At 66.2% G+C, this 24826-nt stretch carries 29 protein-coding genes; 13 read left to right on the top strand and 16 right to left on the bottom strand.

Annotated features, from left to right (window positions below; genetic code table 11):
• Positions 1 to 16: 16 nt before the first annotated feature.
• Positions 17 to 622 carry a malonic semialdehyde reductase gene (locus ACRB8A_RS01045; RefSeq protein ID WP_285241147.1) on the bottom strand — a complete coding sequence of 202 codons (606 nt, stop codon included), beginning with the start codon at positions 620 to 622 and terminating at the stop codon, positions 17 to 19.
• Between the two features lie 195 nt (positions 623 to 817).
• Between ACRB8A_RS01045 and ACRB8A_RS01040 the strand changes: the two genes are divergently transcribed.
• Positions 818 to 2167, top strand: coding sequence for a uracil-xanthine permease family protein (locus ACRB8A_RS01040; protein ID WP_432245407.1), 1350 nt, complete (start codon positions 818 to 820; stop codon positions 2165 to 2167).
• Here the strand turns inward: ACRB8A_RS01040 and ACRB8A_RS01035 are convergent.
• From ACRB8A_RS01035 to ACRB8A_RS01025, 3 genes are all read right to left on the bottom strand, one after another.
• Complete coding sequence (locus ACRB8A_RS01035; protein ID WP_285241149.1) at positions 2145 to 2942, bottom strand: GAF domain-containing protein; 798 nt, start codon at positions 2940 to 2942, stop codon at positions 2145 to 2147. The two genes, ACRB8A_RS01040 and ACRB8A_RS01035, sit on opposite strands and share 23 nt — an antisense overlap.
• Positions 2943 to 3254: 312 nt before the next feature.
• Positions 3255 to 3590 carry a hypothetical protein gene (locus ACRB8A_RS01030; protein WP_050683717.1) on the bottom strand — a complete coding sequence of 112 codons (336 nt, stop codon included), beginning with the start codon at positions 3588 to 3590 and terminating at the stop codon, positions 3255 to 3257.
• A gap of 64 nt (positions 3591 to 3654) precedes the next feature.
• Complete coding sequence (locus tag ACRB8A_RS01025) at positions 3655 to 4554, bottom strand: SDR family oxidoreductase (RefSeq protein ID WP_050683718.1); 900 nt, start codon at positions 4552 to 4554, stop codon at positions 3655 to 3657.
• Positions 4555 to 4759: 205 nt separating this feature from the next.
• On the opposite strand from ACRB8A_RS01025, the gene ACRB8A_RS01020 reads away from it, so the two are divergent.
• Together ACRB8A_RS01020 and ACRB8A_RS01015 are read left to right on the top strand one after the other, a co-directional pair.
• Complete coding sequence (locus tag ACRB8A_RS01020) at positions 4760 to 5269, top strand: DUF6328 family protein (RefSeq protein WP_050683719.1); 510 nt, start codon at positions 4760 to 4762, stop codon at positions 5267 to 5269.
• A gap of 14 nt (positions 5270 to 5283) precedes the next feature.
• Positions 5284 to 5946, top strand: coding sequence for a DUF6766 family protein (locus tag ACRB8A_RS01015; RefSeq protein ID WP_050683720.1), 663 nt, complete (start codon positions 5284 to 5286; stop codon positions 5944 to 5946).
• An 81-nt stretch (positions 5947 to 6027) separates the two neighbouring features.
• On the opposite strand, the gene ACRB8A_RS01010 is transcribed toward ACRB8A_RS01015, so the two are convergent.
• From ACRB8A_RS01010 to ACRB8A_RS01000, 3 genes are all read right to left on the bottom strand, one after another.
• Positions 6028 to 7152 (bottom strand): glycerate kinase, encoded by a 1125-nt coding sequence (locus tag ACRB8A_RS01010; RefSeq protein WP_432245406.1) that lies wholly within the window; start codon positions 7150 to 7152, stop codon positions 6028 to 6030.
• A 71-nt stretch (positions 7153 to 7223) separates the two neighbouring features.
• Entirely contained in the window at positions 7224 to 8012 is a 789-nt protein-coding gene (locus ACRB8A_RS01005) for a class I SAM-dependent methyltransferase (RefSeq protein WP_432246077.1), read from the bottom strand.
• A gap of 131 nt (positions 8013 to 8143) precedes the next feature.
• Positions 8144 to 8563 carry an STAS/SEC14 domain-containing protein gene (locus ACRB8A_RS01000; RefSeq protein WP_432245405.1) on the bottom strand — a complete coding sequence of 140 codons (420 nt, stop codon included), beginning with the start codon at positions 8561 to 8563 and terminating at the stop codon, positions 8144 to 8146.
• A gap of 31 nt (positions 8564 to 8594) precedes the next feature.
• Between ACRB8A_RS01000 and ACRB8A_RS00995 the strand changes: the two genes are divergently transcribed.
• The 3 genes from ACRB8A_RS00995 (at position 8595) to ACRB8A_RS00985 (ending at position 13051) form a co-directional block, all read left to right on the top strand.
• Positions 8595 to 10259 carry an ATP-binding protein gene (locus tag ACRB8A_RS00995; protein WP_432245404.1) on the top strand — a complete coding sequence of 555 codons (1665 nt, stop codon included), beginning with the start codon at positions 8595 to 8597 and terminating at the stop codon, positions 10257 to 10259.
• Between the two features lie 20 nt (positions 10260 to 10279).
• Positions 10280 to 11821, top strand: coding sequence for a putative bifunctional diguanylate cyclase/phosphodiesterase (locus tag ACRB8A_RS00990; protein WP_056600066.1), 1542 nt, complete (start codon positions 10280 to 10282; stop codon positions 11819 to 11821).
• Between the two features lie 168 nt (positions 11822 to 11989).
• Positions 11990 to 13051 (top strand): EAL domain-containing protein, encoded by a 1062-nt coding sequence (locus ACRB8A_RS00985; RefSeq protein WP_432245403.1) that lies wholly within the window; start codon positions 11990 to 11992, stop codon positions 13049 to 13051.
• A gap of 12 nt (positions 13052 to 13063) precedes the next feature.
• Here the strand turns inward: ACRB8A_RS00985 and ACRB8A_RS00980 are convergent, their stop codons facing one another.
• The 7 genes from ACRB8A_RS00980 to ACRB8A_RS00950 all read right to left on the bottom strand — a co-directional run bounded on the left by ACRB8A_RS00980 (position 13064) and on the right by ACRB8A_RS00950 (position 18345).
• Entirely contained in the window at positions 13064 to 13315 is a 252-nt protein-coding gene (locus ACRB8A_RS00980; RefSeq protein ID WP_432245402.1) for a DUF6480 family protein, read from the bottom strand.
• 165 nt (positions 13316 to 13480) lie between these two features.
• Positions 13481 to 14296, bottom strand: a complete 816-nt coding sequence (locus ACRB8A_RS00975; protein WP_432245401.1) for a glycerophosphodiester phosphodiesterase — start codon at positions 14294 to 14296, stop codon at positions 13481 to 13483.
• Between the two features lie 27 nt (positions 14297 to 14323).
• A complete protein-coding gene (locus ACRB8A_RS00970; RefSeq protein WP_050683728.1) occupies positions 14324 to 14572 on the bottom strand; it encodes a hypothetical protein in 249 nt (82 codons plus the stop codon).
• Positions 14573 to 14695: 123 nt separating this feature from the next.
• Complete coding sequence (locus ACRB8A_RS00965) at positions 14696 to 15514, bottom strand: Cof-type HAD-IIB family hydrolase (protein ID WP_050683729.1); 819 nt, start codon at positions 15512 to 15514, stop codon at positions 14696 to 14698.
• Between the two features lie 40 nt (positions 15515 to 15554).
• Entirely contained in the window at positions 15555 to 16307 is a 753-nt protein-coding gene (locus ACRB8A_RS00960; protein ID WP_231685978.1) for a phosphotransferase family protein, read from the bottom strand.
• Positions 16308 to 16402: 95 nt separating this feature from the next.
• A complete protein-coding gene (locus ACRB8A_RS00955; RefSeq protein WP_432245400.1) occupies positions 16403 to 17017 on the bottom strand; it encodes a hypothetical protein in 615 nt (204 codons plus the stop codon).
• 71 nt (positions 17018 to 17088) lie between these two features.
• Positions 17089 to 18345: an ABC transporter substrate-binding protein gene (locus ACRB8A_RS00950; protein ID WP_235504742.1), complete on the bottom strand. Its 1257-nt coding sequence runs from the start codon at positions 18343 to 18345 to the stop codon at positions 17089 to 17091.
• 178 nt (positions 18346 to 18523) lie between these two features.
• On the opposite strand from ACRB8A_RS00950, the gene ACRB8A_RS00945 reads away from it, so the two are divergent.
• Positions 18524 to 19189 (top strand): GntR family transcriptional regulator, encoded by a 666-nt coding sequence (locus ACRB8A_RS00945; RefSeq protein ID WP_056600086.1) that lies wholly within the window; start codon positions 18524 to 18526, stop codon positions 19187 to 19189.
• A gap of 58 nt (positions 19190 to 19247) precedes the next feature.
• Positions 19248 to 19838 (top strand): dihydrofolate reductase family protein, encoded by a 591-nt coding sequence (locus ACRB8A_RS00940; RefSeq protein WP_432245399.1) that lies wholly within the window; start codon positions 19248 to 19250, stop codon positions 19836 to 19838.
• 617 nt (positions 19839 to 20455) lie between these two features.
• Here ACRB8A_RS00940 and ACRB8A_RS00935 read toward each other — a convergent pair.
• Complete coding sequence (locus ACRB8A_RS00935) at positions 20456 to 20755, bottom strand: winged helix-turn-helix transcriptional regulator (RefSeq protein ID WP_285241362.1); 300 nt, start codon at positions 20753 to 20755, stop codon at positions 20456 to 20458.
• Here ACRB8A_RS00935 and ACRB8A_RS00930 point away from each other — a divergent pair.
• Both ACRB8A_RS00930 and ACRB8A_RS00925 read left to right on the top strand, forming a co-directional pair.
• Positions 20688 to 20843, top strand: a complete 156-nt coding sequence (locus ACRB8A_RS00930) for a hypothetical protein (RefSeq protein WP_285241368.1) — start codon at positions 20688 to 20690, stop codon at positions 20841 to 20843. The two genes, ACRB8A_RS00935 and ACRB8A_RS00930, sit on opposite strands and share 68 nt — an antisense overlap.
• A gap of 92 nt (positions 20844 to 20935) precedes the next feature.
• Positions 20936 to 21331 carry a nuclear transport factor 2 family protein gene (locus tag ACRB8A_RS00925; protein ID WP_432245398.1) on the top strand — a complete coding sequence of 132 codons (396 nt, stop codon included), beginning with the start codon at positions 20936 to 20938 and terminating at the stop codon, positions 21329 to 21331.
• Between the two features lie 163 nt (positions 21332 to 21494).
• Here ACRB8A_RS00925 and ACRB8A_RS00920 read toward each other — a convergent pair whose 3' ends face one another.
• Positions 21495 to 22448, bottom strand: a complete 954-nt coding sequence (locus tag ACRB8A_RS00920; protein ID WP_432245397.1) for a GlxA family transcriptional regulator — start codon at positions 22446 to 22448, stop codon at positions 21495 to 21497.
• A gap of 196 nt (positions 22449 to 22644) precedes the next feature.
• Here ACRB8A_RS00920 and ACRB8A_RS00915 point away from each other — a divergent pair, with 196 nt between their 5' ends.
• The 3 genes from ACRB8A_RS00915 to ACRB8A_RS00905 all read left to right on the top strand — a co-directional run bounded on the left by ACRB8A_RS00915 (position 22645) and on the right by ACRB8A_RS00905 (position 24815).
• A complete protein-coding gene (locus ACRB8A_RS00915; protein WP_432245396.1) occupies positions 22645 to 23283 on the top strand; it encodes an isochorismatase family protein in 639 nt (212 codons plus the stop codon).
• A gap of 363 nt (positions 23284 to 23646) precedes the next feature.
• Positions 23647 to 24030: a hypothetical protein gene (locus ACRB8A_RS00910; RefSeq protein WP_432245395.1), complete on the top strand. Its 384-nt coding sequence runs from the start codon at positions 23647 to 23649 to the stop codon at positions 24028 to 24030.
• A gap of 266 nt (positions 24031 to 24296) precedes the next feature.
• Complete coding sequence (locus ACRB8A_RS00905) at positions 24297 to 24815, top strand: GNAT family N-acetyltransferase (protein WP_432245394.1); 519 nt, start codon at positions 24297 to 24299, stop codon at positions 24813 to 24815.
• Positions 24816 to 24826 lie beyond the last annotated feature (11 nt).

Here is a 24826-nt window from a genome sequence, read left to right as displayed (position 1 = left end):
TGTTCCTGACTGCGGGTCAGAGGGTGCGGACAACCTCGTCGTAGGAGAACTTGGGCTTGGCCGCACCATAGGCGTCGGCTCCGGGCTGGCCGATGTTGACCACCAGGAAGCTCTTCTGGTCACCTGCCGGGAAGAATTCGGCATCGATGGCGGCGAAGTTGGCGCCCGTCATGGGACCGGCGGCAAAGCCCAGGGTGCGGACGGCCAGGATGAAGTAGCCGGCCTGCAGGTGCGCGTTGTTGTTGCCCGTGGCGGCGGCCAGGGCGGGATCGGCGTCGTACATGGCCTTGGGGGCGTTGTAGCCGGGCAGGAAGTTGTCCCACTGGCCGGCCCAGTGGGTGTCATAGCTGAGGACGGCAACGAGCGGCGCGGAGGCGGTCTTGGCCTTGTTGCCGTTGGCAAGGGTATCCACCAGCTTGGCGCGGGCCTCGTCGGAGCGGATGTAGGTCACGCGCAGCGGCTGGGAGTTGAAGGCCGTGGGGCCGAACTTGGTCAGCTCGTAGATGGCGCGGGCCTGGTCCTCGGTGACATCCCCCGTGAAGGAGTTGGCGGTGCGGGCCTCGGCGAAAATCGCGTCGACGGCTGCGGAATCGATAACCGCTTCTTCATGGGCAATGGTCATTGGCTTACCTTTCGCTGTACCTCCCCGCTCACGGGGGGGAGACTTGTTGCTTCCTATGGTTGCAACTTCAACTGAAGTTGTCCTCTTCCCGTGACGGCCCGTGACGTTCACCACAGCAGCGCCGCGCGGTAGTCTGTTGCCAGCAAATCCCCGCCCTCCACGGCACCCTCCCCACCTTTGAAAGGCCCCGCCCCCATGAGCATGCTCGGAACCAAATGGAAGCTGCACGGCACCGGCAAGGCCATCAAACCGGGCCAGGTGGTGGCGCCGGACGAGCGGCTGGCCTGGCCACTGACTATCGGGGTGGGCATGCAGCACGTGGTGGCCATGTTCGGCGCCACCTTCCTGGTTCCGATCATCACGGGCATGCCGCCTGCCACCACCCTGCTTTTTTCCGGCATTGGTACCCTGCTGTTCCTGGTGATCACCCGCGGGAAGGTGCCCAGCTACCTCGGCTCAAGCTTCGCGTTCATCGCACCCATTACGGCGTCGCAGGCGCAGTTCGGTGTGGCCGGCGCCCTGGGCGGCGTGGTTGTGGCCGGCGCGGCGCTGGCCCTGGTGGGGGCCATTGTCCAGAAGTTCGGATCAGGCTGGATCAACCGCCTGATGCCCCCCATTGTCACGGGCGCGATCGTCGCCCTGATTGGCCTCAACCTCGCGCCGGCGGCCAAGGACAACTTCGACAAAGCCCCCATCACCGCGGTGATCACCCTGGCCACCATCATCCTGGTCAGCGTTTTGTTCCGCGGGATCCTGGGCCGGCTCAGCATCCTGGTGGGCGTGGTGGTGGGGTACCTCGTGGCCATGCTCCGCGGTGAGGTCAGCTACGAAAAGATGGACGCCGCAGCCTGGGTGGGGCTGCCCCAGTTCCAGACCCCTGAGTTCCACATCGGCGTCCTGGGCCTTTTTGTCCCCGTGGTCCTGGTGCTGGTGGCAGAAAACATCGGGCACGTGAAGTCCGTGGCGGCCATGACCGGGCAGAACCTCGACGGCGTCTCCGGACGTGCGCTGATGGCCGACGGCGCCGCCACGGTACTGGCCGGCTTCGGCGGCGGATCGGGCACCACCACATACGCGGAAAACATCGGCGTGATGGCAGCCACCAAGGTCTATTCGACGGCGGCCTACTGGGTGGCGGGCATGTTTGCCATCCTGCTGAGTTTCTCGCCCAAGTTCGGTGAACTCATCGCCACCGTCCCGGCCGGCGTCCTGGGCGGCGCGGCCACCATGCTGTACGGCATGATCGGCATCCTGGGTGTCAAGATCTGGGTGCAGAACAAGGTGAACTTCGCCAACCCGGTGAACCTGACCACCGCGGCCGTGGCCCTGATCATCGGCATCGCCGATTACACCTGGACCATCGGCGACCTGACGTTCACGGGCATCGCCCTGGGGTCTGCTGCGGCGCTGGTGATTTACCACGGCATGAAGGCCATCGCCAAGGCCCGGGGCACCGCGGCGGAACCCGAAATGGAGCCGGCCCCCCTTCCGCCCGCGGCGAAGGCCGCCGCCAACGCTGCGGCTAAACGCGCCAGGAAGCGCTAGCTTCCGGAGCCGGCCCCGGTTCCGTCCCGGGCACAGCTTGGGGCCGGATGCCTGGGCCTTCCGGCGCCGGGCCTGGAACCACAACGTGCAGGGCATCCCGGAGGTCCAGTTCGTGGCTCAGCGCCTGCGCCTGCAGGATGCGCAGCGCCGCCTCACGGCTGAGGCCGTATTCGTTCATCAGGCTCCGCGCGGCCAGATCCACCAGCACCAGGGAGCTTCGGACCACGGCGATCCCCGCCACGGACTCCGCCCGGCCGGCCACCTGCGCCACCATCCGGAGGGCGCCCGCCACTTTCCGGGCGTAGCTGGTACTGCGGAGGATGTCATCACTGGTGAAGGTGTAGGGCTCCGGGGAATACAGCGTGATGGCGGCGCTGCCGGCCCCCTCGGACACGATGGGGACGGCCAGCAGCGACAGGACTCCGTGGCCGGCCGCGGCGCTGGAGTACCCGGGCCAGCGCCTGTCCACTGCCAAATCGGACAGGAGGACGAACTCACCGCTGCCCAGGGCTGCCAGCACCGGCCCGTCAGCGAACGAACACTGTTCCCGGTCGGCGGCCCGGGCCTGCTCACTGCTGGCGGCGAGGGTCCGGGATGACCCCTGCCGGAAGATGGTGGCCGCCCACCCGATGCCACGGTCCGCGGCCCTGATGTCCGTCATGAACCCGCGGGTCATCTCCCCGAGATAGTTCTCCACGTCCTTGCTGTCGAGAACTGGCTCGGGTGGAACTGGAAGCGGTCCCCAGCCGACCTGCCCCGAAGGTTCAGCAGCCATGTTCCAGCCTTGCTCGTGTCCGTTGCGGCCTGCCATGAAGCCTTGTTCAAGGATACGTCGCGGCGGCGCTCCGGCGGGAGGTTTTCAGGCACCCGCAGGCACCAGGTTATGCCTCGGGACGCACCCACCCGGCGGTCATGCCGGGTCCTTGCGGCCGGGTGTGACGGGATGCCGCGGCGCGCGGACGTCCGCGCCTCTGGAGCCGGCTCTACGCTGGCGGCGGATGCGCCGCGAGAGGGTGCCGGCACGGGAAAGGCCTCCGTCCAGCCTTGGGGAAGGATGAACGGAGGCCTCCGGAACAGGGGTGCCTGCTCAGCCGGCGGCGAAGTCCTCGCCGTCGTCGTCCTTCGGGGACTTTTCCTGCGGAAGATCGTTGCCGCTGCCATCCGGGACGCCGGCCGCCTCCTGCCCCGGCTCCGAAGAGACAGGCGCGGACCCCTTGGAGTCATCATTGGTTTCGTCGATCTCCGCCGCAGCGGACGGCAGGTCCATGTCGCGTGCCACGGGCGTGTCGCCGTCGGCCTGGGACTCGTTGGTGGCGGCGTCGCCCTGATGCTGGGCGCTGCCGGCCGTTTCCTGTTCGGCCGTCGGCGTACCGTAGCCTCCCGGGTCCTTCTCGGGCTCTGCGTGCTGGTTGTCCTGTGCCATGGTTCCTCCTGGTTGCTGGTGTGGAGCGGGGTTTTGCTGGTGTGGAGCGGGGGTTGGTTGGCCGTCAGAGGCCTTTGCCGCCGGTCACGGGCAGCACCGCGCCGGAGATGTATGACCCGTCCTCGGACGCCAGCAGCACGTAGGCTGCCGCGAGTTCTGCGGGCTGGCCGGCCCTTTCGAGGGGCGTGTCCTGGCCGAAGGACGGAAGCTTGTCCGGCCATTCGGTGGCGGGGATGAGGGGCGTCCAGATGGGACCGGGCGCCACCGCGTTGACCCGGATTCCCTTGGGCCCGAGCTCCTGGGCCAGCGCCTTGGTGAACGCCACCTGTGCTGCCTTGGTCATGGCGTAATCGATCAGCGCTGGGGAAGGATTGAAGGCCTGGATGGAGGCCGTGGTGATGATGGCGGATCCGGCCTTCAGGTGCGGTACCGCGGCCCGGGCGGTCCACAGCAGGGAGTAGAGGTTGGTCTTGAACACCCGGTCGAATTCCTCGGTGGGCAGCGTCGCCAGGCTTTCCCGGTTTTTCTGGTAGGCGGCGTTGAGGACCACCACGTCCAGCCGGCCGAACTCCGCAGCCGTTTCGTCGGCAATACGCGTGCTGAACTCCTCCTCCCGGCCGTCTCCGGCGAAGAGGAGGGCCCGCTGGCCCGCCTTCCGGATCCAGGCCGCGGTGTCCTGCGCGTCGTCCTCCTCCTCGGGAAGGTAGGAGATGGCAACGTCGGCACCTTCGCGGGCGAACGCGATGGCCGTGGCCTTGCCGATCCCGGAATCGCCGCCGGTGATGAGGGCGGCCTTGCCCTGGAGCTTGCCGTGCCCCTCGTAGCTGAGTTCGCCGTGGTCCGGGGTGGGGTCCATGGGGGCCGTGAGGCCGGGCTGCTTTTGTTCCTGTTCCGGGAACGGGCCCGCGTGGTAACCGCCCCGGGGGTCTGTGGGCTGGGTGGTCTGCTTGTTCGTTCCGCTCATGGTCCGCCTGCCTGTGTCGGGTTTCGAAGAGCTTCGCCGGGTACCTGTCTTTCGAAGCTATCCCGGCCGGCGGACCGAAGTCCACCGTTTCCGTGCGAATAATCAGCAAACTTATCAAATATTGTTTCCGGACGCAGCAGCCTTGTTTCTCTGTAGCGGAGGAGTAGAAATGGATCAGCACCGATGCACGGCAGAAGGAGGCGGCGTGTCCGCAGTGGAGGACTACACTGGCCCGACCGGGAGGAATGAAACCCGGGAGGAGCAGCTGGACCGGAACTGGGCCGAACTCCTGCAGGAACTGCGGGTCCTGCAGACCGGCGTGCAGATCCTTGCGGGCTTCCTCCTGACCCTGCCTTTCCAGGAGCGGTTTGGGGATTTGGACCGGTTCCAGGTCACCCTCTACCTGGTCAATGTGGTGGTTGCCGCGCTGACCACCGCGTTCATCCTGTCGCCCGTCAGTGTGCACCGGCGGCTCTTCCGCAAGCGGCTGAAGGAAACCCTGGTCTCCAGCGCCGATGCCATCACCAAGATCGCCCTGGCAGGGATCGCCCTGCTGAGCGCCGGAACGGCCGCCCTGGTGTTCGACGTGACCGCAGGCCGGCAGGCGGGGCTGACAGCCGGTGGGGTACTGCTGGCCGTCATGGTGGTGCTCCTGGTCTACGTTCCGCTGCACTTGAACAGGCGTGCCGCCGCTGCAGGCAACGGCGCCAAATGAAGGAGGGCCGAAATATGGGCAGATGGGCCAAGGAGCACGGACTGCTCCTGGCGAACGCCGGACTGTTCCTGGTGTTCTTCGGCGGGATGATCCTTTCCGGCGCCGCATCGTACAGCGACGAGCAGCAGGCACACGGCGAGGCAGCGGTCTCCGTGCTGGAGTTCCTTGGCACCGGGGCGTTTGTGGAGGCCACCTTCGAGAACTGGGAGTCGGAGTTCCTCCAGATGGCCATGTACGTGATCCTGACGGTTTTCCTGTTCCAGAAAGGCTCTTCGGAGTCGAAGCCGATGGGAAAGGCGGCCCCGCAGGACCAGGACCCCCGGGACGCCACCGTGGGTAAATCCACGCCGTGGCCGGTGAAGCGGGGCGGTGCCGCGCTGGTGCTCTACGAGCACTCGCTGTCCATCCTGCTGCTTCTGCTGTTCCTGGCGTCCTTCGCCCTGCACGCCGTGGGCGGCGCAGCAGCCTACAGCGAGGACCAGCTAAGCCACGGCGCGGCGCCGGTCACGGTCCTGCAGTACCTGGCCACCAGCCGGTTCTGGTTCGAGTCCTTCCAGAACTGGCAGAGCGAATTCCTGGCCGTCGCCGTGCTGGTGGGAGCGTCGGTGTACCTCCGGGAAAAGGGGTCCCCGGAGTCCAAGCCGGTTGCCGAACCCCATTACGAGACGGGCTCGTAGCGCTCCCGGCCCGGGAAATCCCCGCCCGGCCCAACCGGGCCCGGCCGGCGCAGCGCCAAGTGCCGGCAGGTCCGCCGGGGGTCAGGCGCCTTCCAGGACCTGCGTGGTGGCCCGGGTCAGGTACTTTGCGGCGTTTGCGATCGCTTCTTCCGGGCTTCCGGCCACGTCCAGCAGCTGGGCGGCGGCCACCACGCCATGTCCGGCCAGGTCTTCGGGCGTCACCAGGATCCGGCCGGCCACCACAATCACGGGGATGCCGCGGTCGCGTGCGGCATCTGCCAGGGCGATCGGCGCTTTGCCGGTGAGGGACTGTGAGTCCATGGATCCTTCGCCGGTGATCACCAGGTCGGCTGAGCCGAGCTGGTGGGCGAGGCCGGTCAGTCCGGCAACCAGCGCAAAGCCGCCTTCCAACGTGGCGCCGGTGAAGGCCAGGAACGACGCCGGGAAGCCTCCGGCGGCGCCGGCGCCCGGGACGTTCACGTCCCGGCCCGTGGCCTCCCGGAGGATGGACGCCCACTTGCGGAGCCCGGCGTCGAGCGCTTCGATGGCGTCAGCATCCGCGCCCTTCTGCGGCCCGAAGACGTGTGCTGCGCCGATGCTGCCGTACAGCGGGTTGCGGACGTCCACGGCGATCCGGAAGGTGGTGGCCGCAAGCCTGGGGTCCAGGCCGGTGCTGTCCAAGGCCACAATGTCCGCCAGCGCGCCACCGCCCAGCGGGACCACATTGCCGGCTGCGTCGAGCGGCTTCAGGCCGAGCGCCCGGAGGGCGCCGCTGCCGCCGTCGGTCATGGCCGAGCCACCCAGGCCCAGCACGATCTCGGTGGCGCCGGCGTCGAGGGCGGCGGCAATCAGCTGGCCGCAGCCGTAGCTGTGGGCACGTAGCGCATTGGCGGGTGTGGGTTCCATCTCAGCGAGCCCGGAGGCCTGCGCCGTCTCGATCACGGCGGTAACGTGGCCGGCGGCGTCCTTGTGCAGGGCCCAGGCCGCGCCCACCGGGGCAAGGATGGGGCCCACCACGGCGTTGACGCGTTCCTCGTAACCCGCGGCCACTGCCGCTTCCAGGGTGCCCTCGCCGCCGTCGGCGATGGGGAACTGGGTGGCCACCGCGTCAGGGTAGACGCGCAGCGCGCCTTCCGCGATGGCCACTGCCGCTTCGGCAGCGGTCAGGGAACCCTTGAACTTGTCCGGAGCAATCAGAATGCGCATCCGACCATCATGCCAGCCTGCGGCGGGAAAGCGCTTGCCGCGGTCGCGCCGGGGTGGGGTTTATTACGGCCCTAGCTGCGGGGTCGCAGCACTGCGAAGTAACCGGGCACGCGGCTTTGCTCCGGCACCCCCGTGGCGGGGTTGGTTTCGATGGCCACGGCACCGTCCGCCAGCAGCTCCCAGTCCGCCGCCGGCAGGGCCCGCGCCCGCTCCACGGGACCGAAATGACCCGGCATGGGCAGCTCGCGGATGGCGCGCTCCAGCGGCGCGGGAATGCCGCGGCCGGTGGCGCCCAGATGCGAAACGTACGCCACCGGGTTGCCCTGGAAGTTTGTTTCGGCGATAAACACAGTGCCGCCCGGACCGGCGAGCCGCCGGAGGTTCGCGGCAAACGCAGCCTGGTCCGAGTGGTCCAGGACATGGAGGACGCCGCGGACAAAAACGTTGGCGCTGCCGCCGGCCACCAAAGATTCCGCCGCGCCCGGTGCAGTCATGTCCCGGACCTCGAAGCTGGCATTGCCCAGCCCGGCGGCTTCGGCCCGGGCCCGCTCCACCGCGTGCGCCGAGATGTCCACACCAATGGCCTGGCTAAACAGGCCGGCCAGGGACCGGGTGAAGCTGCCGTGGCCGCAGCCAACGTCCACCACGGGCAGGGCAGGGTCCAGGTATTTCACCAGCGTGTCCCGGTAAACCAGGAACTCGTGTTCGGTGCCGGAGTCCCACAGGACTTCCCCGCCGATACCGGTGGTCCTGATGCCGGCCCAGTAACGGTCCCAGGCCACCGCCCGGTCTTTGGGGGCGGAGCGTGAGAGCCGGGCCAGCCGGGGAATCAGCAGGTATCGACGCGCTGCAGCCAGCAGGGAGCGCAGTGCCGGCGGGCAGGCGCCGAAGGAACTTTTGACGGTGGACACGCCTCAAATATAAGTCCGGAACGCCTTTCCGGGCGCCCATGCACTTGTTCTGTGACAGCGCCAGCCCTGGGCACTGCCCGTCAGGCTCCGTGCCCGGAGTCCAGCTGAAGCCACGCCATGGCCTCCGTGCGGGAGGTGAAAAAGCGGGTAGGGCACGGCAGCTTGTTGATGCCCAGGATGAAGTTGGCCAGCACCTTGTCCACGGGCGAAGAGCCCAGCAGGGCAATCCGGGATGCCTGGCAAGGCCGGCCGAAAACGGCCCGGGCGCCGCGGCTGACCTGCGCCGTGGTGGCCATGTCAACCAGCATGGGATGCGTGTCGGTGCCGCAGAGGAGGTTCACCCGGCGCATGGCATCTTCGGCATCGGCCTCGCTGATGGACGCGCCGCGCGGCCACAACAGCTGAAGCACGCCGCCCGCATCGAGGGTCAGGTCGCCCTTCACAGGTTCAGCCGGCTGATCCGTCACGCGTCTCCTTCGCAGATTACCTATGGAGCCCATCACCCCTGCTCCCCCTACAATGTACTCAACTGTGAGGGAAGGGGACATTGTGGCGGCTGATGTGCCGTGTGAATGGCGCGCACCCCGTACCGCCGTCGTGGCAGATCCCGACGCCGGCCGGCTGGAGGTCAACGCCGCTGCACTCCGGCGCGTCGGTTACGCCGTCCGGACCACCGGTGACGCCGCCGGCCTGGCTGCCCTCCTTGCCACCGGCCAGCCCTCGGTCATCGTGGCGGACGCCTCCCTGTCCGCCGTGCATTCCGACGCGCCCATGTTGGTCCTTGTGGACCTTGATGACCCGGCCGACATTGCCGCGATGACGCCCCCCGGCATCCACGACTGCATCACCAAGCCCCCGCCGCCCGCCGAACTGGTCCACCGTGCCACGGCACTGATCGACCAGGTGGCCCGCCGCAGCAGTGCCAGGCAGGAAGCCGAGGCCCTCCGCGGGCAGCTCCGCCAGGTCTCCGCAGCCGTCCGCGCCACGAACAACCCGCAGGAAATAGCCCAGCACGTCGTAGCGGGCTTCGGTAAAACCTTCGGCGCCGACCGGGTGTGGCTGACCACGTTCGAAGACGAACGGGTTCCGCGCATCACGGCCACGTGGAACCGGCCCGGCCTGGTACCCGCCGGCGCCGAGGCCATCCCGGACGAAGTGCAGGCCCGCCAGGTGGCGGATTACCTCTGGGCCGGGACCGAGACCCTCTCCACTGACGCCTCCGATGAGGAAGCCACCGGCGGCGAGGGCCCGGCGGCGGGCATTACCGATGCCGTTTCCTCACTGGCCGTGCCCATGGGCGAAGGCGATTCCTCCCTGGGCATCATCTGGATTGCCATGGTGGACCAGCCCCGGCAATGGTCCCGGACCGAACGCGGACTCATCCAGCACGTGGCCGGCAACGCGGCGCACGGGCTGATCCAGAGCCACCTGATCAGCAACCAGCTGCAGGTGGTCAAGCAACTGCAGCAGCTGGACAAGGCCAAAACCGATTTCCTGGCCACCGTCAACCACGAGCTGCGCACACCCCTCACTTCGATCATGGCGTATTTGGACATGATCCAGGAGAGCACCGAGGGTCCGGTCTCCTCCGAGGTGCACCAGATGCTGGACATCGTGGTGCGGAACACGGAACGGCTCCGGTCCCTGATCGAGGACATGCTCAGCGTCTCCCGCGCGGGCCTCGACAACAGCTTGCTGCACCTGACCCCGGTCCGGCTGGGGCACACCCTCGACCTGGTGGCAGCAGCCCTCCGGCCGCTGGCCAAACTGCAGAACGTGACCATCGCCGTCGACTCCGTGCCTGAAGACCCGGAAATCCTGGCGGACGAGGTCCAGCTGCAGCAGGTCTTCACCAACCTGGTCTCCAACGCCATCAAGTTCACCCCCAGCGGGGGCCGGATCGAGGTGGGCAGCGTCTCCCACAAGGCCCCGGACGGCAGCCGCTGGGCCACCGTCAGCGTGGCGGACACGGGCATCGGCATCTCCAGCGAGGAAATCGATCACGTCTTCACCCGGTTCTACCGGGCCTCCAACGCCATGTCCGGTGCCATCCCCGGCACCGGACTGGGGCTGGCCATCACCCGCGACATCGTGGCCCGGCACGGCGGCAGGATCGACGTGGCGTCCACCCTGGGCCTGGGCACCACGGTCACAGTCAGCCTGCCGCTGGACGCCGACAGCAACCGGGCCAACTAGGGCCGGAAGGAGGACCACACATGTTTTCCGACGACGATCCCCGGCTTTCCCAGCTCCTGGAAGGCATTGTCCGGCTCGCCTCGGGTGACCTCAGCTCCCGGATCGAGGTGTCCGCCAACCGGGATGAACTCGACGCGATCATCATGGGCACCAACCTGCTGGCCGAAGATCTCCAGGTCATCTACGAAGAGCTTGAGCAGCGCGTCCAGATCCGCACCCGGCTGCTGCATGAGGCGCACCTGGAAATGCAGCAGATGGCCATGCAGGACCCGCTGACGGGTCTGGCCAACCGCTCCGCGCTGATCGAGGCGTTGCGCTCCGCACTGGACGCCGAGCGGGAGGCCGGCGAGGGACCGGTGATCCTGCTGCTGGACCTCGACGCGTTCAAGTCCATCAACGACACCCTGGGCCATACGGCGGGCGACCAGGTGCTGATTACGGTCGGGGAAAGGATCCGCGGTGCCGTCCGCAGCTCCGACGTTGTGGCCCGCCTGGGCGGTGACGAGTTCGCTGTGGTGATGCCCTCGGCGTCCCCCGACCAGGCCACCATTGTGGCCCACCGGATCCTGGCGGCACTGAAGGAACATATCGAACTGCCGGGCCGGAGCGTCCGCTGCGGCGCGAGCATCGGCCTGAGCGTGGGCGGTGAAAACCCGACGCCGGAGGACATGCTGATGGAGGCCGACGTCGCCATGTACGCGTCCAAAGCCGAAGGGCAGAGCCGCCTGCACCGGTTTGAACCCGGCCTCCTGCTGGTCCGGCGGCTCCGGAGCCAACTGGTGGAGGACCTCCGCACCGCCATCAGGAGCAGCGGGCTGACGCTGTATTACCAGCCGGTGGTGGAGCTGGGCACGGGCAGGATCGAAGGTGTGGAAGCCCTGATCCGCTGGAACCACCCCAAACGCGGGTTCATCATGCCGGACGAGTTCATTCCGCTGGCCGAGGAAGCCGGGTTGATCTCCGAGCTTGGACTGTGGGTGCTCCGCACCGCGGTGCGCCAGCTCCGCGGCTGGATCGACGACGGCCTGGTGGATGCCCGCTTCTCCGTGCGCATCAACATCTCCGCCACCGACCTGCAAAGCCTGCAGTTCATCGAGGATGTGCGGACCGTGCTGAAGGAAACCGGGGTGCAGCCGGACCAGGTGGTGCTGGAACTGACGGAAGTTGCGATCGTCAAGGGCAACGAGCTGGACCGCTACTCCCTGGGCGGACTCCGCGGGCTGGGCGTCGGCATCGAAATCGACGACTTCGGGACCGGCTACTCGTCCATCAGCTACCTGCGCCGGCTGCCCGTGGACAGGGTCAAGGTGGACCGTTCGCTCATCACGGGGCTGGGCACCGATCCCAACCAGCCGGCCCTCGTCGCAGCGGTTCTGCAGCTGGTGCGCGCCTGCGGCCTGGAAGCGGTCTGGGAGGGCGTTGAAACCGCCGAACAGGCCCAGATCCTGCTGGACCTGGGCTGCCTCAGCGCGCAGGGCTACTATTTCAGCCGGCCCGTCCCGCCCGAGAAAATTCCGGCATTACTGGCTGACCAGCCGGAAAGCGCTAGCCCGAAACTGTAAAAGTACTGCGCTTTCGGTCACTCCGATATACGATCATCGTGCGGCGTCAGGTTCTCAGCACCGCACCATGTTGGGCATCAACAGCAACACCGACCGTAAAAGGCGTTTTGAAATTTGAACAATAAATGGTCCATGGGGTCATTACTTCGTCAACTGGGGGCGTAGCTAATGTCGGTTCGGGTACAGGCATGGGGAATTATTGCGGCTGTTCTGGCGGATTCTGATCCGTCCGGAGCGGCCATACGGCAGCGCCTGAGCAACAGCCTCGATGAGAATCCCGGCGTCCCCGAGCGGGCGCTGCTGGAGTACCTCCTGGAGGCGCGGCAGCAGGACGCCGCGGCAGCGCAGAACACGGAAGGCGCACCGCGCCGGCTGGCGCCGCCGGTCCTGCCACCGCAGATCATCGAGCAGATGGATGCGATCCAAAGCATCTCGCGGATCAGTGCCCTGCTGGAAAGCCAGATGCTGATGACGGCGTTCCAGCCCATCTACGGGCTGGCCGGCAGGAACGTGGTGGGCGTCGAGGCACTGTCCCGCTTCGTCAGCGACGACGGCGCCGCGGCGGAGCTGTGGTTCGCGGAAGCGGCCGCCGTGGGGCTCGGGGCCAACCTTGAGTTCTCGGCGCTGGGGTCCGCCGCAGCCGCGGCGCGCGACCTGCCCGAACACCTCTACGTCTCCTTGAACATTTCCCCCTCATCCTGCATTGATCCGCGGCTGCCGGAATTGTTCGCGCACATCGACCTGCCCATCCATCGCGTGGTCCTCGAATTAACGGACAGCATTTCGGATGAGGAATACCTGCAATTCATCGCTGCGATTAATCCGCTGCGGGAAAAGGGCCTGCGCATTGCCGTGGATGACGCCCACTCCGGGGCCGGCGACCTGAGCCGGATGATCCACCTGCGGCCGGACTTCATCAAAGTGGGCCGGAACGTCATCAGCAGGGTGGACTCGGACGGCCTGCAGCGGGCCCTCGCAGCCTGCCTGGTGGACTTCTCGGACCAGATCGGCAGCACGCTGGTTGCCGAAGGCGTCGAGACCGTGGGCGAGCTTAAGGCCCTGTCCCAGCTGGGCATCAGCGCCGGCCAGGGCTACCTGCTGGGCCGGCCTTCCGTGCGGCCGCAGGACTGGGCCACTTGGAACAAGCAACTTGACGTGGACGTGCTGGAGCGCCAGCTGCGTGAGCGCGAAACAGCGTCCGGCTCGGCCACGCCCAAAAAGTCCCGTTAGGCAACAGAAGACCTATTCTGCGTGGCCCTGGTCGCCGCTCATTTGGTCTTCTGCAGGCGGCGTTTCACCCGGCGGCACTCCCCCGCCGGGTTCCAGACCGGTGATGTTGCCTTCAGCAGGGTCCGGATTGGACGTACCGGCGGAGTCCTTGCCATGCGGGTGCGGCCCGGTCTTGTCCGTGCCGGCCGGCCCTGCACTGCCGGCCTGGTCGCTTCGGGGTTGATCGGGATTGGCGGGATCATTTTCCGGATGGTAAGTGCTCATGGGGTGCGTGTCCTCCCTGTCCGGCCGTGGCGGATTCCCCAGCCCTGGACTAATTGTAAGCATACTGATAATCCTGAAGGACAGGCCGGCGTGGCCGGCACGCTTGAGAGGAGCGCCGCGCGCGAAGGTCCCGGACCCGAACACGCCCGGAGACGGACACCGGTCCTAGGACCGCCCGCCGGCCGCCGGCCATTCCCCGCGGGCCAGCAGCACGTCCCGGAGCAGGTCGGCGCGGTCCGTGACGATGCCGTCCACACCCAGGTCCAGGAGGCGGCGCATTTCGTCGGCGGAATTGATGGTCCACACGTGCACCACCAGCCCCAGGGCGTGCGCACGGCGGATGAAGCCCGGAGTGGCCACCCGGACGGGGCCTTGCCGGACCGGGACCTGCAGGGCCTGGACATCGCGGAGCACGTGCCGCATCAGCCGGGCAAACATGGGCGCGGGGAGTACCGGGCCCAGCAGCGTAAACAGGGCGTTGGAGACCAGGCCCGCGGACGCGGCGACGGGCCGGGTCAGCAGTTCCAGCACGGCCCTGCGGCGCCGGTCCGAAAAGCTCGTCACCAGGACCCTGTCGTGGACCCGGTGCCGCTCGATGGCCGCGGCGAGGCTCCGGACTGAACTCCAGTCCTTGACGTCCAGGTTCAGCCGGACGGCAGGCAGTGCGGTGACGAGTTCGTCGAACAGCGGCACGCGCTCCCGGCCACTGATCCGCGCGGCGGCCACCTGGGCCGCGGTGAGCTCCGAAACTTTGCCCCGGCCGTCCGTCACCCGGTCAAGGGTGTCGTCGTGGAAAAGGTGCAGCACGCCGTCGGCCGTGGTGTGCACGTCCGTCTCCAGGTACCGGTACCCCAGCCCGGAAGCAGCCCGGAAGGCCGCCATCGAATTCTCCAGCCCCTCCCGGGAAAACCCGCGGTGGGCCATGGCGATGGGGAGTATCCGGCCGCCGTCGCCGATGTTCTCGAAGTAGGGCAGGGTCACACAGCGAGCGTACCCGAGCCGCGGCGGCTAGCTCTCGGCGGGCAGGATCTCCACGCCGTCGCTGCAGTGCAGCAGGGTCCGGCCACGGCCGCCGTCCAGGTTGATCCATACGGCGGTGTGGTCTGCGGTGATGGCATCGACCAGGCCGCCGGTCTCAAAGCCCGGGCTCAGCAGGACCCGGACACGGTCGCCCTGGCTCAGGTTCCGCCAGTGCGGGGCCGGCGTTGCCCGGCGCAGTGGTGCTTCGGCGCTGCCATGCTTGACGTTCTTTGCCATCGTTACCCCTCAGTGCTCGTAAGGAGAGGTTGGGGCTCTCCGGAAGCCACGCTACGGAGGGAAGGTAAACGCGGAATGATCGTTAGCTGAATGCCACCTTGGAACCTGTCCGGCGGCGGCGCGTCAGGACAGCGGCGCGCCCAGCCCTGCGAGCCTGGCCTCAAGGACCTGGGCCACGCCGTCGTCGTCAAAATGCGGTGCCTGCTGGCCGGCGGCACTGATGGCGTCCGGATGCCCGCTGGCCATCGCGTAACCGTGGCCGGCCCAGCGGAGCATCTCGATGTCGTTGGGCATGTCGCCGAACGCCACCACGTCCGCGGCGTCGATTCCCAGCGCGGCAGCGTAGCCCGCCAGGGTAACGGCCTTGTTCAGGCCCGGCCGGGCAAGTTCCAGCATGGCCACGGTGGGTGCGGAGTGCGTTACGGAGGCCAGATGCCCGACGGCGGGACGCACCTCCGCGAGGAATTCGTCCGCGGTGCCCTCCCGGACAATGGCCAGGAACTTCACCACGGCGTCGTCGTCCGTCAGGGTGTCCGCCAGCGGCGCGGGTGTGAATTCAGCCAGGAGTTCGCTGGATTCGTTTTCCACAAACCCGGACTCCAGGTGGAAGCCGGCCAGCGTTTCCACCGCGAACCGGGCGGACGGCCGCAGGTCCTTGATGATGCGGCGGGCTTCGAGGACCGTGGCGATGTCAAGGGTTTTGGCCGACACCAGCCGGTCTGCTTCGAGATCCCACACCACAGCGCCGTTGGAGCAGATGACCGTGCCCGAGTGACCCAGCTGCTCCTGGAGGGGATAAAGCCAGCGCGGCGGCCGGCCGGTTACAAAGACCAGTTCGACGCCGGCGTCACGGCAGGCGTGGAAGGCGCGGATGGTGCGGTCGCTGATCTTTCCGTCGTGCCCCAGGATTGTTCCGTCAATATCACTTGCCACCAGCCGCATGCTGCCAGTCTACGTGGGAATCAGGGGTGCCGGTCCTGCGTCAGAATCGCGACAGCGCCTGGTCCAGCATCCGGTGCCCCTGCGTTTCAAACGCCCCGTCGCCCACTTGGTGCGCCCACACGGCAGTGCCGATGGCTTCGCGGAGCAGGTAAACCGGCCAGGCGTCCCCATCCCGCGGGTCTGCGCCGTAGCCACGGAGGAAGGCCGCTTCCAGGGCCGGGTCCCGCTGCCACTGCTGGACGGCCAGCCGGCACAGGTCGGTGGCTGCCGGCCGGAGGTCGAACCTGCCGAAGTCGATGACGCTGATGGCGCCGTTGTTGCTGATCCAGTTCCGCGGCTGCCAGTCCCCGTGGGTGGGCACCATCTCGGCGGCGGCGGCCCGGTAGTCAGCGAGGCACTGCCTGGCCCGGCTTTCCACCCGGGGATCGATCCGGTGGTCAGTGTCCAGCCAGGCGAGGGCTTTGGCGGTAGCGCGGGTTTCCCAGCCGCTGTCCGCTGTGCGGGCCTGGCTGTGGAATGCCTTCAGGAGCCTGCCGGCCTGCAGATATGTCTCCGGGTTCTGTTCATCCGGGGTGCCTTCCACCAGGACCCCGGGCAGGTAGCCGGCCACCAGGAGGGCCTCGTTGATGCTTGCGTGCAGCATGGTTGCGGCCCGGCCGGACTCCACCAGCGGTCCAGTGAAGGAGGTGTGGGCCATGATCTCGCGGCCGAGGTGGTGGTTGTCCGGTCCGCCGGCTTTCACAATCAGATCCTTGCCCCTGGAGCGGATGCGAAGAACCGTGGTGTCAGTCAAACCCCAGGACAGATCCTCAATGAGTTCCGGCTCACCGCACCAGGCGGCCACCAGCTCCGATTGCCTCGCCGTGAGCGTCCCCCCATCCCAACGCATCACGCCGTTTCCCGCAGGAATTTTCCGGTCCTGGAGAACTGGCGGAATGCCTGGACGCCAAGGGGGATGGTGGCCACGAAGAGCAGTAGAGACAGCGTGTTGGAGACGCGCCAGGGGTCCCCGTCCACAGCCAGGGCAGCGAAGTAGAGCGACAGTCCTGGCGTCGTCACCAGGCGCCGGGCAGTACGTTCACGCATCTGGGCGGCCGCGCCACGAAGAACACCCAGCGCGGCAGGATCCACCGCTTCAATTCCCAGGATCTGGCGCCGGACGTGACGCGCCGCTGCCGGCCCCAGTTCCGAGGTGACAAGGGCGCGCAGCGGCTGGACCTTGGGCATAATCCGCAGCCACCCGTACAACACTCCTACGGCGAGGACCCCAATCGCGGCCAGGTACAGGCCCAGCGTTAAGCCTGACAGGTGAATACCGACGGCTGACACGGCGCCGCTGGCTGCCAAGGCCATTCCCGCACAGAGTGCGGCCAGCACCGTGGCGGGGAAGACCGCCTGGAAGTAAAACCGGACGGTTGCCTCGACGCCCACGTCCTTGATGCCGTCAGCGACGGCGGAAGCACTGGCCCAGCGCGCCTCCGGTCCAGCAGCGGAACGCCTCATGCATGCCCCCTAAGTGATGTGTCAGCCCAGCTTAGAGCCGACAGGGCCGGCGGTCACCCGCTCCTCCGGACTCAGGCGCTGATGGCGGCCTTCATTTCGTCCACCGCTTTCTGCCCCGCTTCTTCCGGCGACAGCCGGTTGAACAGGACCTCCACCGTGTAGCGGCGGATGATCTCCTGGATGATACCGGCGCCTTTCGGCGGCGGGGCGGGAGCAGCTCCCAGCTCTCCCTTGATCTGGTCGATGAACTTAACCACCTTGAGGTCGGCGGACGGCAACTTCGCTTCCGTGGCGGCCCGGATCCCGGAATTCGGGTTCACGCCACGCTCCGCAAGCAGGATTTCCCCGGCCTTGATGTCATTGGCCAGGAAGTTGATGAACCGGGCCGTTTCTTCGGGGTGTTTAGTCCTTGCGGACGCCGACCAGAACTGCGAGGTCTTGTACCAAAGCTGCGTATCGGCTGCTTCGCCGGTCCGCGAGGGGAACCGCAGGATCTCCAGGTCGCCACCGGCTGCCTTTTCCAGTGCCGGGAGCTGGTTGGACCATCTGAAAGCGAATCCGTTGGTGCCCACGGCGATGCCGCTCTGATCCAGCGTGGCGGCCTCGGCTTCAACCACTTCAGAGGCGGTGGGCACTGCTTCCTTCTCGCGGAGCTCCTTCAGGAAGGCCCACCACGCCGCGATGTCCGGCGCTTCGAACCCAAGCGTGCGGTCCTGGGTGTAGAGGGACTTGCCGTTCTGGCGCAACCAGACGCCGAGGGAGGCTTCGTCCCCGCCGTACGCAGCGGATCCGTAGGTGCCCTGCGGTGACTTGGCTGTGACTTCCGCGGCGATGCGCCCGAAGTCCGCCCACGTCCAGGTTGCGTCATCCGGCAGTTCAACACCGGCGGCCTCGAAAACCCGCGGATTGGCCAGGATGGTGGGCGCATTAATGCCGGCTGGCAGGCCAGTGAGGCCATCTTCACTGGTTCCCGACTGGAGTGCTGCTGGATCAAATTTTGACGTGTCAATCTTGTACTTGGACAGGTCCAGCAAGGCGCCGCGACTGGAGTACTCGGTGATGTACTTCTCGTCCATCTGGATGATGTCCGGGGCATCGTTGGCTGCAACCTGGGTGGCCAGCCGGTCCCAGTACGGCCCCGAATCACCAAACTCCGGCCTGATCTTGATGTCCGGGTTTTCCGCTTCGAACGCGGCGATGACGTCCTGGGTCAGCTGGGCCCGTTTGTCGCCGCCCCACCAGGCAAACCGAAGCTCCACAACACCATCAGCCTCCTGCCCGGAGGTTCCGCCGCCGCAGGCGGTTAGCGCAAGGACCGCTGCCGTCAGCGCGGCGGCTAGCCCCGACCTGGCAAAGCGGCGTCCCGGGCGGGACCCCGTTCCGGCTCGGCCGAATGAGGATGAAGACTGCACTGGGGCTCCGATCGTCGGTGATCACATGACTCTTGATACATCATATACTAAGTACGATGCAGCATGCGGTCCCGGAATGTGGGAAAGTTTGAGCGTGACCAGCCAACCAACTCCCCATGGCCTCCTGCCGTCAGCGTCCCGGACAGGCCTCGTTGTCGAGGCGCTCCGCCGTTCGATCCTCACCGGTGAACTACCCGCTGGCCGGGCCTTGGTTGAGGCCGAGCTGGCCCGCTATTTCGGGATTTCGAAAACGCCGGTGCGGGAGGCGCTGAAGACGCTTGTGGGCGCGGGCCTGGTGACCATGAGCGATTACAAGGGCGCCACCGTCCGGGCGGTGGATGCAGAGATGGCCCGCAGTGTCTTTGACGTCCGCTCCCTGCTTGAGCCGGTGGCCGTTGCACGAACCATCGAGCGCGGCCTTGACCTGGAGCTCGCGCAGGACGCGCTGAACCGCGCGGCCAGGGCACTGGATGAAGCCGACCGGAGCCTCGCCAACCGCGATTTCCACCAGTTGCTCTATTCAAACTGCGGCAACCAGGTCCTGGTGGACATGCTGGACGGGCTCCGCGAACAGACGGCGCTGATCTCCGTCAACGCGTGGACCCAGCAGCCGTCGTGGGACGTCGAGGCCGCGGAGCATGCCGACATACTGGCCGCGGCCCGCCGGGGTGACACCGACGCCGCGACGGAACTGGTGCTGAACCACATCCGCAGTTTCGAAGCCCGCGCCGTCGGACAGCTTGCCGGCGGCAAACCCTGATTGTTCCCACGCAGGGAACAGGGGGCCCGGTGATCCACCGCAGTGGCATGATGGGCGCATGAGCCTCGTCACCTGCGACCTGACCATCTCCCTCGACGGCTTCGTCGCTGGCCCGGACCAAAGCATGGCCGAGCCACTGGGCCGGGGCGGCGAGCGGCTGCACCGCTGGATGTTCGAAGAACCCGAAGAGCACACAGCCGAGCGCGACGGCATCCTGGCAGCGGACGCCTACATCCTGGGCCGGAACATGTTTGCCGGGCCGGGGACGTGGGATCCGGACTGGCAGGGCTGGTGGGGTGCGGAACCGCCCTACCACGCACCCGTATTTGTCCTCACCCACCATGCGCGCCCGCCGCTGGAAATGGCGGGCGGCACCACGTTCCATTTTGTCACCGATGGAATTGAAACGGCCCTGGCGCAGGCCCGCCAAGCCGCCGGCAGCGGGGATGTGGCCATTGCAGGCGGGGCACAGACTGCACGGCAGTACCTGTCGGCCGGGTTGATCGATGAACTCCGGCTGCATATAGCGCCCATCGCCCTGGGGGCAGGCGAGCGGCTCCTGGACGGCGTGACCGGCCTGAACCTGGAACCCACCGAGGTGAGCGGGACGGCGTTGGTCACGCACATCCGCTACCGCGTCACCACCTGACGGGCTGACACGCCGCAACTCATGCCTGACGCACCCGGGGTGCGCGGAAAAAACCCGAGGGGTTGATCTTTTACCGTGTCCGGATGGTCTAGGGGTGGCTGCGACATGGGCAGCAGTGCCCATTGACCCGTCCTTCACCGGAAATTATTCTCACGACATGATGAATATGAAGAGGAAGCTCGCGTCCGCTGCTGTTGCTACATCAATGCTCGTTGGGGGAGGAATCGCGCTTGGCTTGCCGGCTCAGGCTTCTGAGCGGGTCGTGTACTGGAATGGTACGAAAGCCTTGTGTGAGTCTCGTTTGGATGCTGCCCGTCCCGGCTTTGGTTCTTACGTGCGTTTGGTTGAGGGCTGCGTGAGGAACGGTAACGGTTACGCGTACACGGTGGTCTGGCGGTAGTTCTGCGCTGCCGTTCCCTGCTTTGGATGGCAAACTGCTGGGAGAAGAAAACCCCGGAGCCTGGGTACTTCGCTTATCCAGGGTCTGGGGTCTTTCCATGCCGCTGGCTACTTGGCGCTGTCGATGATGATCTATTCAAGCCTCCGAGGCGGCGCATCCCATATGACCCACTGCTGCAGGTAGTCCCGGGGGACGCGGTGTTGCCTGTGTCCAACTGTCAGGAAAGCGACACCGGGTGGGCGCGGTCATCATAAGCTTCCCGCGCCGCAAGAACATCAGGGATATTCTTCTCGGCCCAGCGGCCCAAGGCCGTGAGTGGCTCCTGCAACGAACAGCCCAGCGGCGTTAGTTCGTATTCCACCCGGGGAGGCATCTGGTTGTACGCGGTCCGGCTAAGAATCCCATCCCGCTCCAGGTCCCGCAAGGTATCGGCGAGGACCTTCCCACTGATGCCACCAACCGCCTCCCGCACCGCCCCGAACCGCAAGGGCCCGGCACTCAAGGCAATCACGATCATCGCGGTCCACTTGTTGGCAATCCTCGCCAGGGACGTCCGCGAGGGACACGAAGCCACCATGACGTTCCATACCGGGACACTCACCTGAAACACCACCAAAAGTCTCTATTAGTTACGTTGAGGTAACAGGTTACCAGATGTAACCATTGGAATCTCGATCCCCACTCCAAGGAGACCATCATGACCCGCCCCACACCCATTGACGTTGCCACCGCCTACTTCGACGCCCTCAGCCGCGGGGAAGTCCCTGCTGCCATGGCACTGCTGAAGCCCGAAGTAATCTGGTACCAGCCCGGCGACAACCGGTTCTCCGGCACCCACCAGGGCCTTGACGCGATCGGCGCCCTCCTGGGCGGCATGATGGAGGCAAGCCAAGGCACTTTTGTGATCGCCGTCAACGGAACCATGATGGCCAACGGCTCCATGGTTGCTGTCCCTGTTCAGTTCTCCGGCACCCGGACCGGGGCCAGCATGGACATGCCAGGCATGGACCTGCTCACCGTCGACGACGGGTCCATCACCGAGGTACGCCTCTTCTCCTCCGACCCTTACATCGAGGACACCTTCTGGGGATAGTGAAAGCAAACCCAACCCCGCACCAAGACCGCCGGCGACCACACGTCGGGGGTTTTTGCGTGTGCGGACCGGTTGAGATCGCTGGAGGTTACGCTCAGTGCGGGAAACTCATTGCCCCGGCTTGGCAACAAGCCCTCAGGCGGCTCCTTCAAACTCTGCGGAGTCATTCAGAGGGCAGGAGGGCCTCGAAACGTCTCCGGTAGTCCGTGGGGGTTGTTGCGAATGCGGTCGCGAAGTTTTGCCGCATGGTGACCGTGCTGGTGAACCCGCTGGCGGAGGCTACCTGATCAATGGGGAGGGTGGTTTCTTCCAGCAGCCTTCGGGATTCGTCGAGGCGCCGGCTGCGCACCCAGGATGCCGGCGTGGTGCCGGTGCTTGCCTGGAAATCCCGGATGAATGTCCGGCGGCTCATATGTGCCCGGGAGGCCAGCTGTTCGATGCTGAGCGGTTCCGAAAGATTGTTCAGGGCCCATTCGATGACGCGGGAGATGGGGTCGTCGGTTTGTGGCGGACGGAGGGGGCGTTCGATGTATTGCGCCTGCCCGCCTTCCCTATGGGGCGCCACAACCAGGGCGCGTGAGACGGCGTTGGTGGCGGCGGCCCCAAGGTTCTTGCGTACCAGATGCAGGCAGGCATCGATTCCTGAAGCGGTGCCTGCCGAAGTTATGACGTCTCCGTGATCGATGTAAAGGACCGAAGCATCGATGTGGACCGCTGGGCGGCGTCCGGCCAGGTCATTCACGGACTTCCAGTGGGTCACCGCCGACCGGTGATCGAGGAGGCCGGTATCGGCCACGGCCAGTGCCCCCAGGCACAGTCCCATAATCGTGGCCCCGCTCCGGTGCGCCTCGACGAGGAGCGCCTGCAGGTCACCGCCCGCCGTCCTATTGTCGTCGAACCACGATGGGACAACAACAACGTCAGCTCCAATCGCGGCCTCCGGACCGGAGATTCCACCAAGTTGATATCCCTCCGCTGTACGTAAGGACTTCACGCCATCTGAAAACAATTCAGTGGACCATTTATGCCCCTGCCTTTTGACTTCCTCAAAAACCATCTGGGGCACCGCGAGGTGGAACATGGGCACACCGTCGAAGGCGTAAATGGCGATCTTCATGCGTCTCCATGGATGGATGGGTTGAGCGGCTCAGCTGCGTCGCGAAGGGCCGGATCGGTCCGCCGGACACCATAAATACATTGGCTCAAATCCATCGTAAAGCAGCATTCATGCCACTGGTGACTTATTTGACGCGCCGGAAGAATGAGATTCGGCAGTCCTGCCCAACGCCATTCCTCGAGGAGAGCACATCACCATGACCACGCCCCGCCGCGCACTCATCATCGTTGATATCCAGCAGCAGTACTTCAGTGGCCCGCTGGAGATCCAGTTCCCCGCCCACGCAGTGTCACTCCCAAAAATCGCGCGCGCAATTGACGCGGCTGCGACGGCCGGAATACCGGTGGTGGCGGTTCAGCACAGCGCAGGAGCAGGTGCGCCGGTTTTCGATCCAGGCACCCCGGCTTTCGCCCTGCATCCGGAAGTGGAGCAGCGCAAAGCCGACTCCTGGAAGCTGCTGACCAAGCAGTACAGTTCGGTTTATGCGGGCACGGACCTGGCTGAGTGGCTTCGCGACCGGGAGGTAGACACCGTCACCCTGGTGGGCTACATGACCAACAATTGCATCCTTGCATCCGCTGTGGAGGCAGAATTCCTTGGAATCCACACGGAGGTCCTGTCCGATGCAACCGGCGCCGTCAACATTGCCAATGACGCAGGGTTCGCCGATGCCCGAACCGTCCACGAGACCCTCATGGCCCTCCTGAATTCGAACTGGGCCAGGGTCGCCACCACCCAAACCTGGACAGAAGCACTGGCCTCGGGGCATGCCCTGTCCGGCAGTGATCTTGGCAGTTCCGCCGTCGCAGGCGCCGGTCGGGCGGCCCTGGCCTAAGCAGTCGGCCGCGCCAGCGGATGCCCATCAGTTGGTTGGCGCGCAGCGCAGACCAAGGCTCTCCCGAAGTTCCCAGGATGCCCTGTTACGGTAGGGCAGTCCCGCCCGGTCCCCCCACCTGGCGGGACATTTTTGTACGGATGGGCCTTCAGGAGCAGGCGGTGCAGGCCGGCGCCCGGCTTGATACTCGTCAATCACGAGAATGCTTCCTGTCTGCCGCTGTCCATCCGTAGCTCTGAACGGCTACGTCGCTCAGGCAATCATTCAGGGCATCCAGGGTGGAGCCGCTCCCGTTGGACTGCGGCAACCGACGCCTCGCTGCATGCTCGGTAACCTGGGGAGAGGACGAATACGGGGGACATTGTGCATGAACATGTTGTGGATCGACGGCAAATCGTCCGAGATTTCTGGGGACGCGTAACGATTCCCGCCGCGCTTTTCGCCGCGCTGGTCATCCTTGTCTTCACTTCCGTTCCACTTGGCTCGCGTCCGCCTGCGCTGCTGGTCGCCGGAGCTGCGCTCTTGATCGGCGGCGCCACCGGATTCCTCACGGGCATTCACGGGCCGCGCTGGCCGATCTACGCTTCGATCCTGACCGGATCGGCTGCACTTCTCCTCCTGCACCATCCCTGGCAGGGGCTCGCCTTCGTGCCCATCCCGGCATCGGCCATCGGGTACGCGGTGGGCAAGGAAATCGCGTTCTTCCGCTTAAACCTTCGGCAACCGGTTTCGCCGGCCTCAAAATGACCTCCCTCATCAACCGCTTCACCGCGGTCATGTAGCACCCGTTGGACCGCGGTCCAACGGGTGCTTTTGCGTTCGACAGGGGATCCCCTCGCGTGCGACACCAAAAGATCGATGATTCCGTGAAAAAGCCGCCATTCATGCCGAGTGTCACACGCGTGAGCTGATCCCGGAACAGGGAACCCGTCTCGGCCAAGGAAAACTATCAGGTGGAATGGCATTTCCGACGCTTTATGGTCAGCCCATGGGGCTCAGCTACGATCGGGGTCATGCCTACGCTTGCCGTACCCCACGTCAGTTACCACCACTCCTGGCTTGAAGCCGCCGCCGAATTTGGCGGCACCCGCATGGATGGTTCCGGCACCGACGGCTGGCTCCTGGCAGACCTCAAGGATCCCGCGGCATTCCGCCGGTTTGTTGACACGCTCACCAACGACGCCCTGCCGGAAAGCCCACGGCAGCAGGGACACGTGCCCTGCACCTACCTGTGGATCGTGGACGGCGAAACGTTCCTTGGCTCGCTGGCGATCCGGCACAGGCTGAACGACTACCTGCTTAACGAGGGCGGGCACATCGGCTACAGCGTTCGGCCCTCCGCTCGGCGCCGCGGCCATGCAGCCGGCGCACTCGCCGCCGCCCTGCCGGTCGCCCGCGACCTGGGAATCATGCGGGCGCTGCTCACGTGCGATGAGGACAACGCCGGGTCGCGGGCCACGATCGAAAGGAATGGCGGCGTCTACGAGGACAGCCGCAACGGCAAACGCCGCCACTGGATCGGCACCGCGTAGCCAGGGTGCGC

It is taken from the genome of Arthrobacter sp. G.S.26 (genome assembly GCF_050847375.1).
Taxonomy (GTDB): Bacteria; Actinomycetota; Actinomycetes; order Actinomycetales; family Micrococcaceae; genus Arthrobacter.
Note: the sequence above shows the minus strand (reverse complement) of the source record. Positions and strands in the feature narration are given on the sequence as shown.

What these genes read in the sequence shown, in the direction of transcription:
- ACRB8A_RS01040 (WP_432245407.1), top strand. Translation starts at nt 818, where the DNA reads ATGAGCATGCTCGGAACCAAATGGAAGCTGCACGGCACCGGCAAGGCC.
- ACRB8A_RS00980 (WP_432245402.1), bottom strand. Translation starts at nt 13,315, where the DNA reads ATGAGCACTTACCATCCGGAAAATGATCCCGCCAATCCCGATCAACCC.
- ACRB8A_RS00965 (WP_050683729.1), bottom strand. Translation starts at nt 15,514, where the DNA reads ATGCGGCTGGTGGCAAGTGATATTGACGGAACAATCCTGGGGCACGAC.
- ACRB8A_RS00930 (WP_285241368.1), top strand. Translation starts at nt 20,688, where the DNA reads ATGCCACCAACCGCCTCCCGCACCGCCCCGAACCGCAAGGGCCCGGCA.
- ACRB8A_RS01000 (WP_432245405.1), bottom strand. Translation starts at nt 8,563, where the DNA reads ATGGGCTCCATAGGTAATCTGCGAAGGAGACGCGTGACGGATCAGCCG.
- ACRB8A_RS00990 (WP_056600066.1), top strand. Translation starts at nt 10,280, where the DNA reads ATGTTTTCCGACGACGATCCCCGGCTTTCCCAGCTCCTGGAAGGCATT.
- ACRB8A_RS01035 (WP_285241149.1), bottom strand. Translation starts at nt 2,942, where the DNA reads ATGGCTGCTGAACCTTCGGGGCAGGTCGGCTGGGGACCGCTTCCAGTT.
- ACRB8A_RS00955 (WP_432245400.1), bottom strand. Translation starts at nt 17,017, where the DNA reads ATGAGGCGTTCCGCTGCTGGACCGGAGGCGCGCTGGGCCAGTGCTTCC.
- ACRB8A_RS01025 (WP_050683718.1), bottom strand. Translation starts at nt 4,554, where the DNA reads ATGAGCGGAACGAACAAGCAGACCACCCAGCCCACAGACCCCCGGGGC.
- ACRB8A_RS01015 (WP_050683720.1), top strand. Translation starts at nt 5,284, where the DNA reads ATGGGCAGATGGGCCAAGGAGCACGGACTGCTCCTGGCGAACGCCGGA.
- ACRB8A_RS00985 (WP_432245403.1), top strand. Translation starts at nt 11,990, where the DNA reads ATGTCGGTTCGGGTACAGGCATGGGGAATTATTGCGGCTGTTCTGGCG.
- ACRB8A_RS00905 (WP_432245394.1), top strand. Translation starts at nt 24,297, where the DNA reads ATGCCTACGCTTGCCGTACCCCACGTCAGTTACCACCACTCCTGGCTT.
- ACRB8A_RS01010 (WP_432245406.1), bottom strand. Translation starts at nt 7,152, where the DNA reads ATGCGCATTCTGATTGCTCCGGACAAGTTCAAGGGTTCCCTGACCGCT.
- ACRB8A_RS00925 (WP_432245398.1), top strand. Translation starts at nt 20,936, where the DNA reads ATGACCCGCCCCACACCCATTGACGTTGCCACCGCCTACTTCGACGCC.
- ACRB8A_RS01045 (WP_285241147.1), bottom strand. Translation starts at nt 622, where the DNA reads ATGACCATTGCCCATGAAGAAGCGGTTATCGATTCCGCAGCCGTCGAC.
- ACRB8A_RS01030 (WP_050683717.1), bottom strand. Translation starts at nt 3,590, where the DNA reads ATGGCACAGGACAACCAGCACGCAGAGCCCGAGAAGGACCCGGGAGGC.
- ACRB8A_RS00935 (WP_285241362.1), bottom strand. Translation starts at nt 20,755, where the DNA reads ATGATCGTGATTGCCTTGAGTGCCGGGCCCTTGCGGTTCGGGGCGGTG.
- ACRB8A_RS00940 (WP_432245399.1), top strand. Translation starts at nt 19,248, where the DNA reads ATGAGCCTCGTCACCTGCGACCTGACCATCTCCCTCGACGGCTTCGTC.
- ACRB8A_RS00915 (WP_432245396.1), top strand. Translation starts at nt 22,645, where the DNA reads ATGACCACGCCCCGCCGCGCACTCATCATCGTTGATATCCAGCAGCAG.
- ACRB8A_RS00970 (WP_050683728.1), bottom strand. Translation starts at nt 14,572, where the DNA reads ATGGCAAAGAACGTCAAGCATGGCAGCGCCGAAGCACCACTGCGCCGG.
- ACRB8A_RS00920 (WP_432245397.1), bottom strand. Translation starts at nt 22,448, where the DNA reads ATGAAGATCGCCATTTACGCCTTCGACGGTGTGCCCATGTTCCACCTC.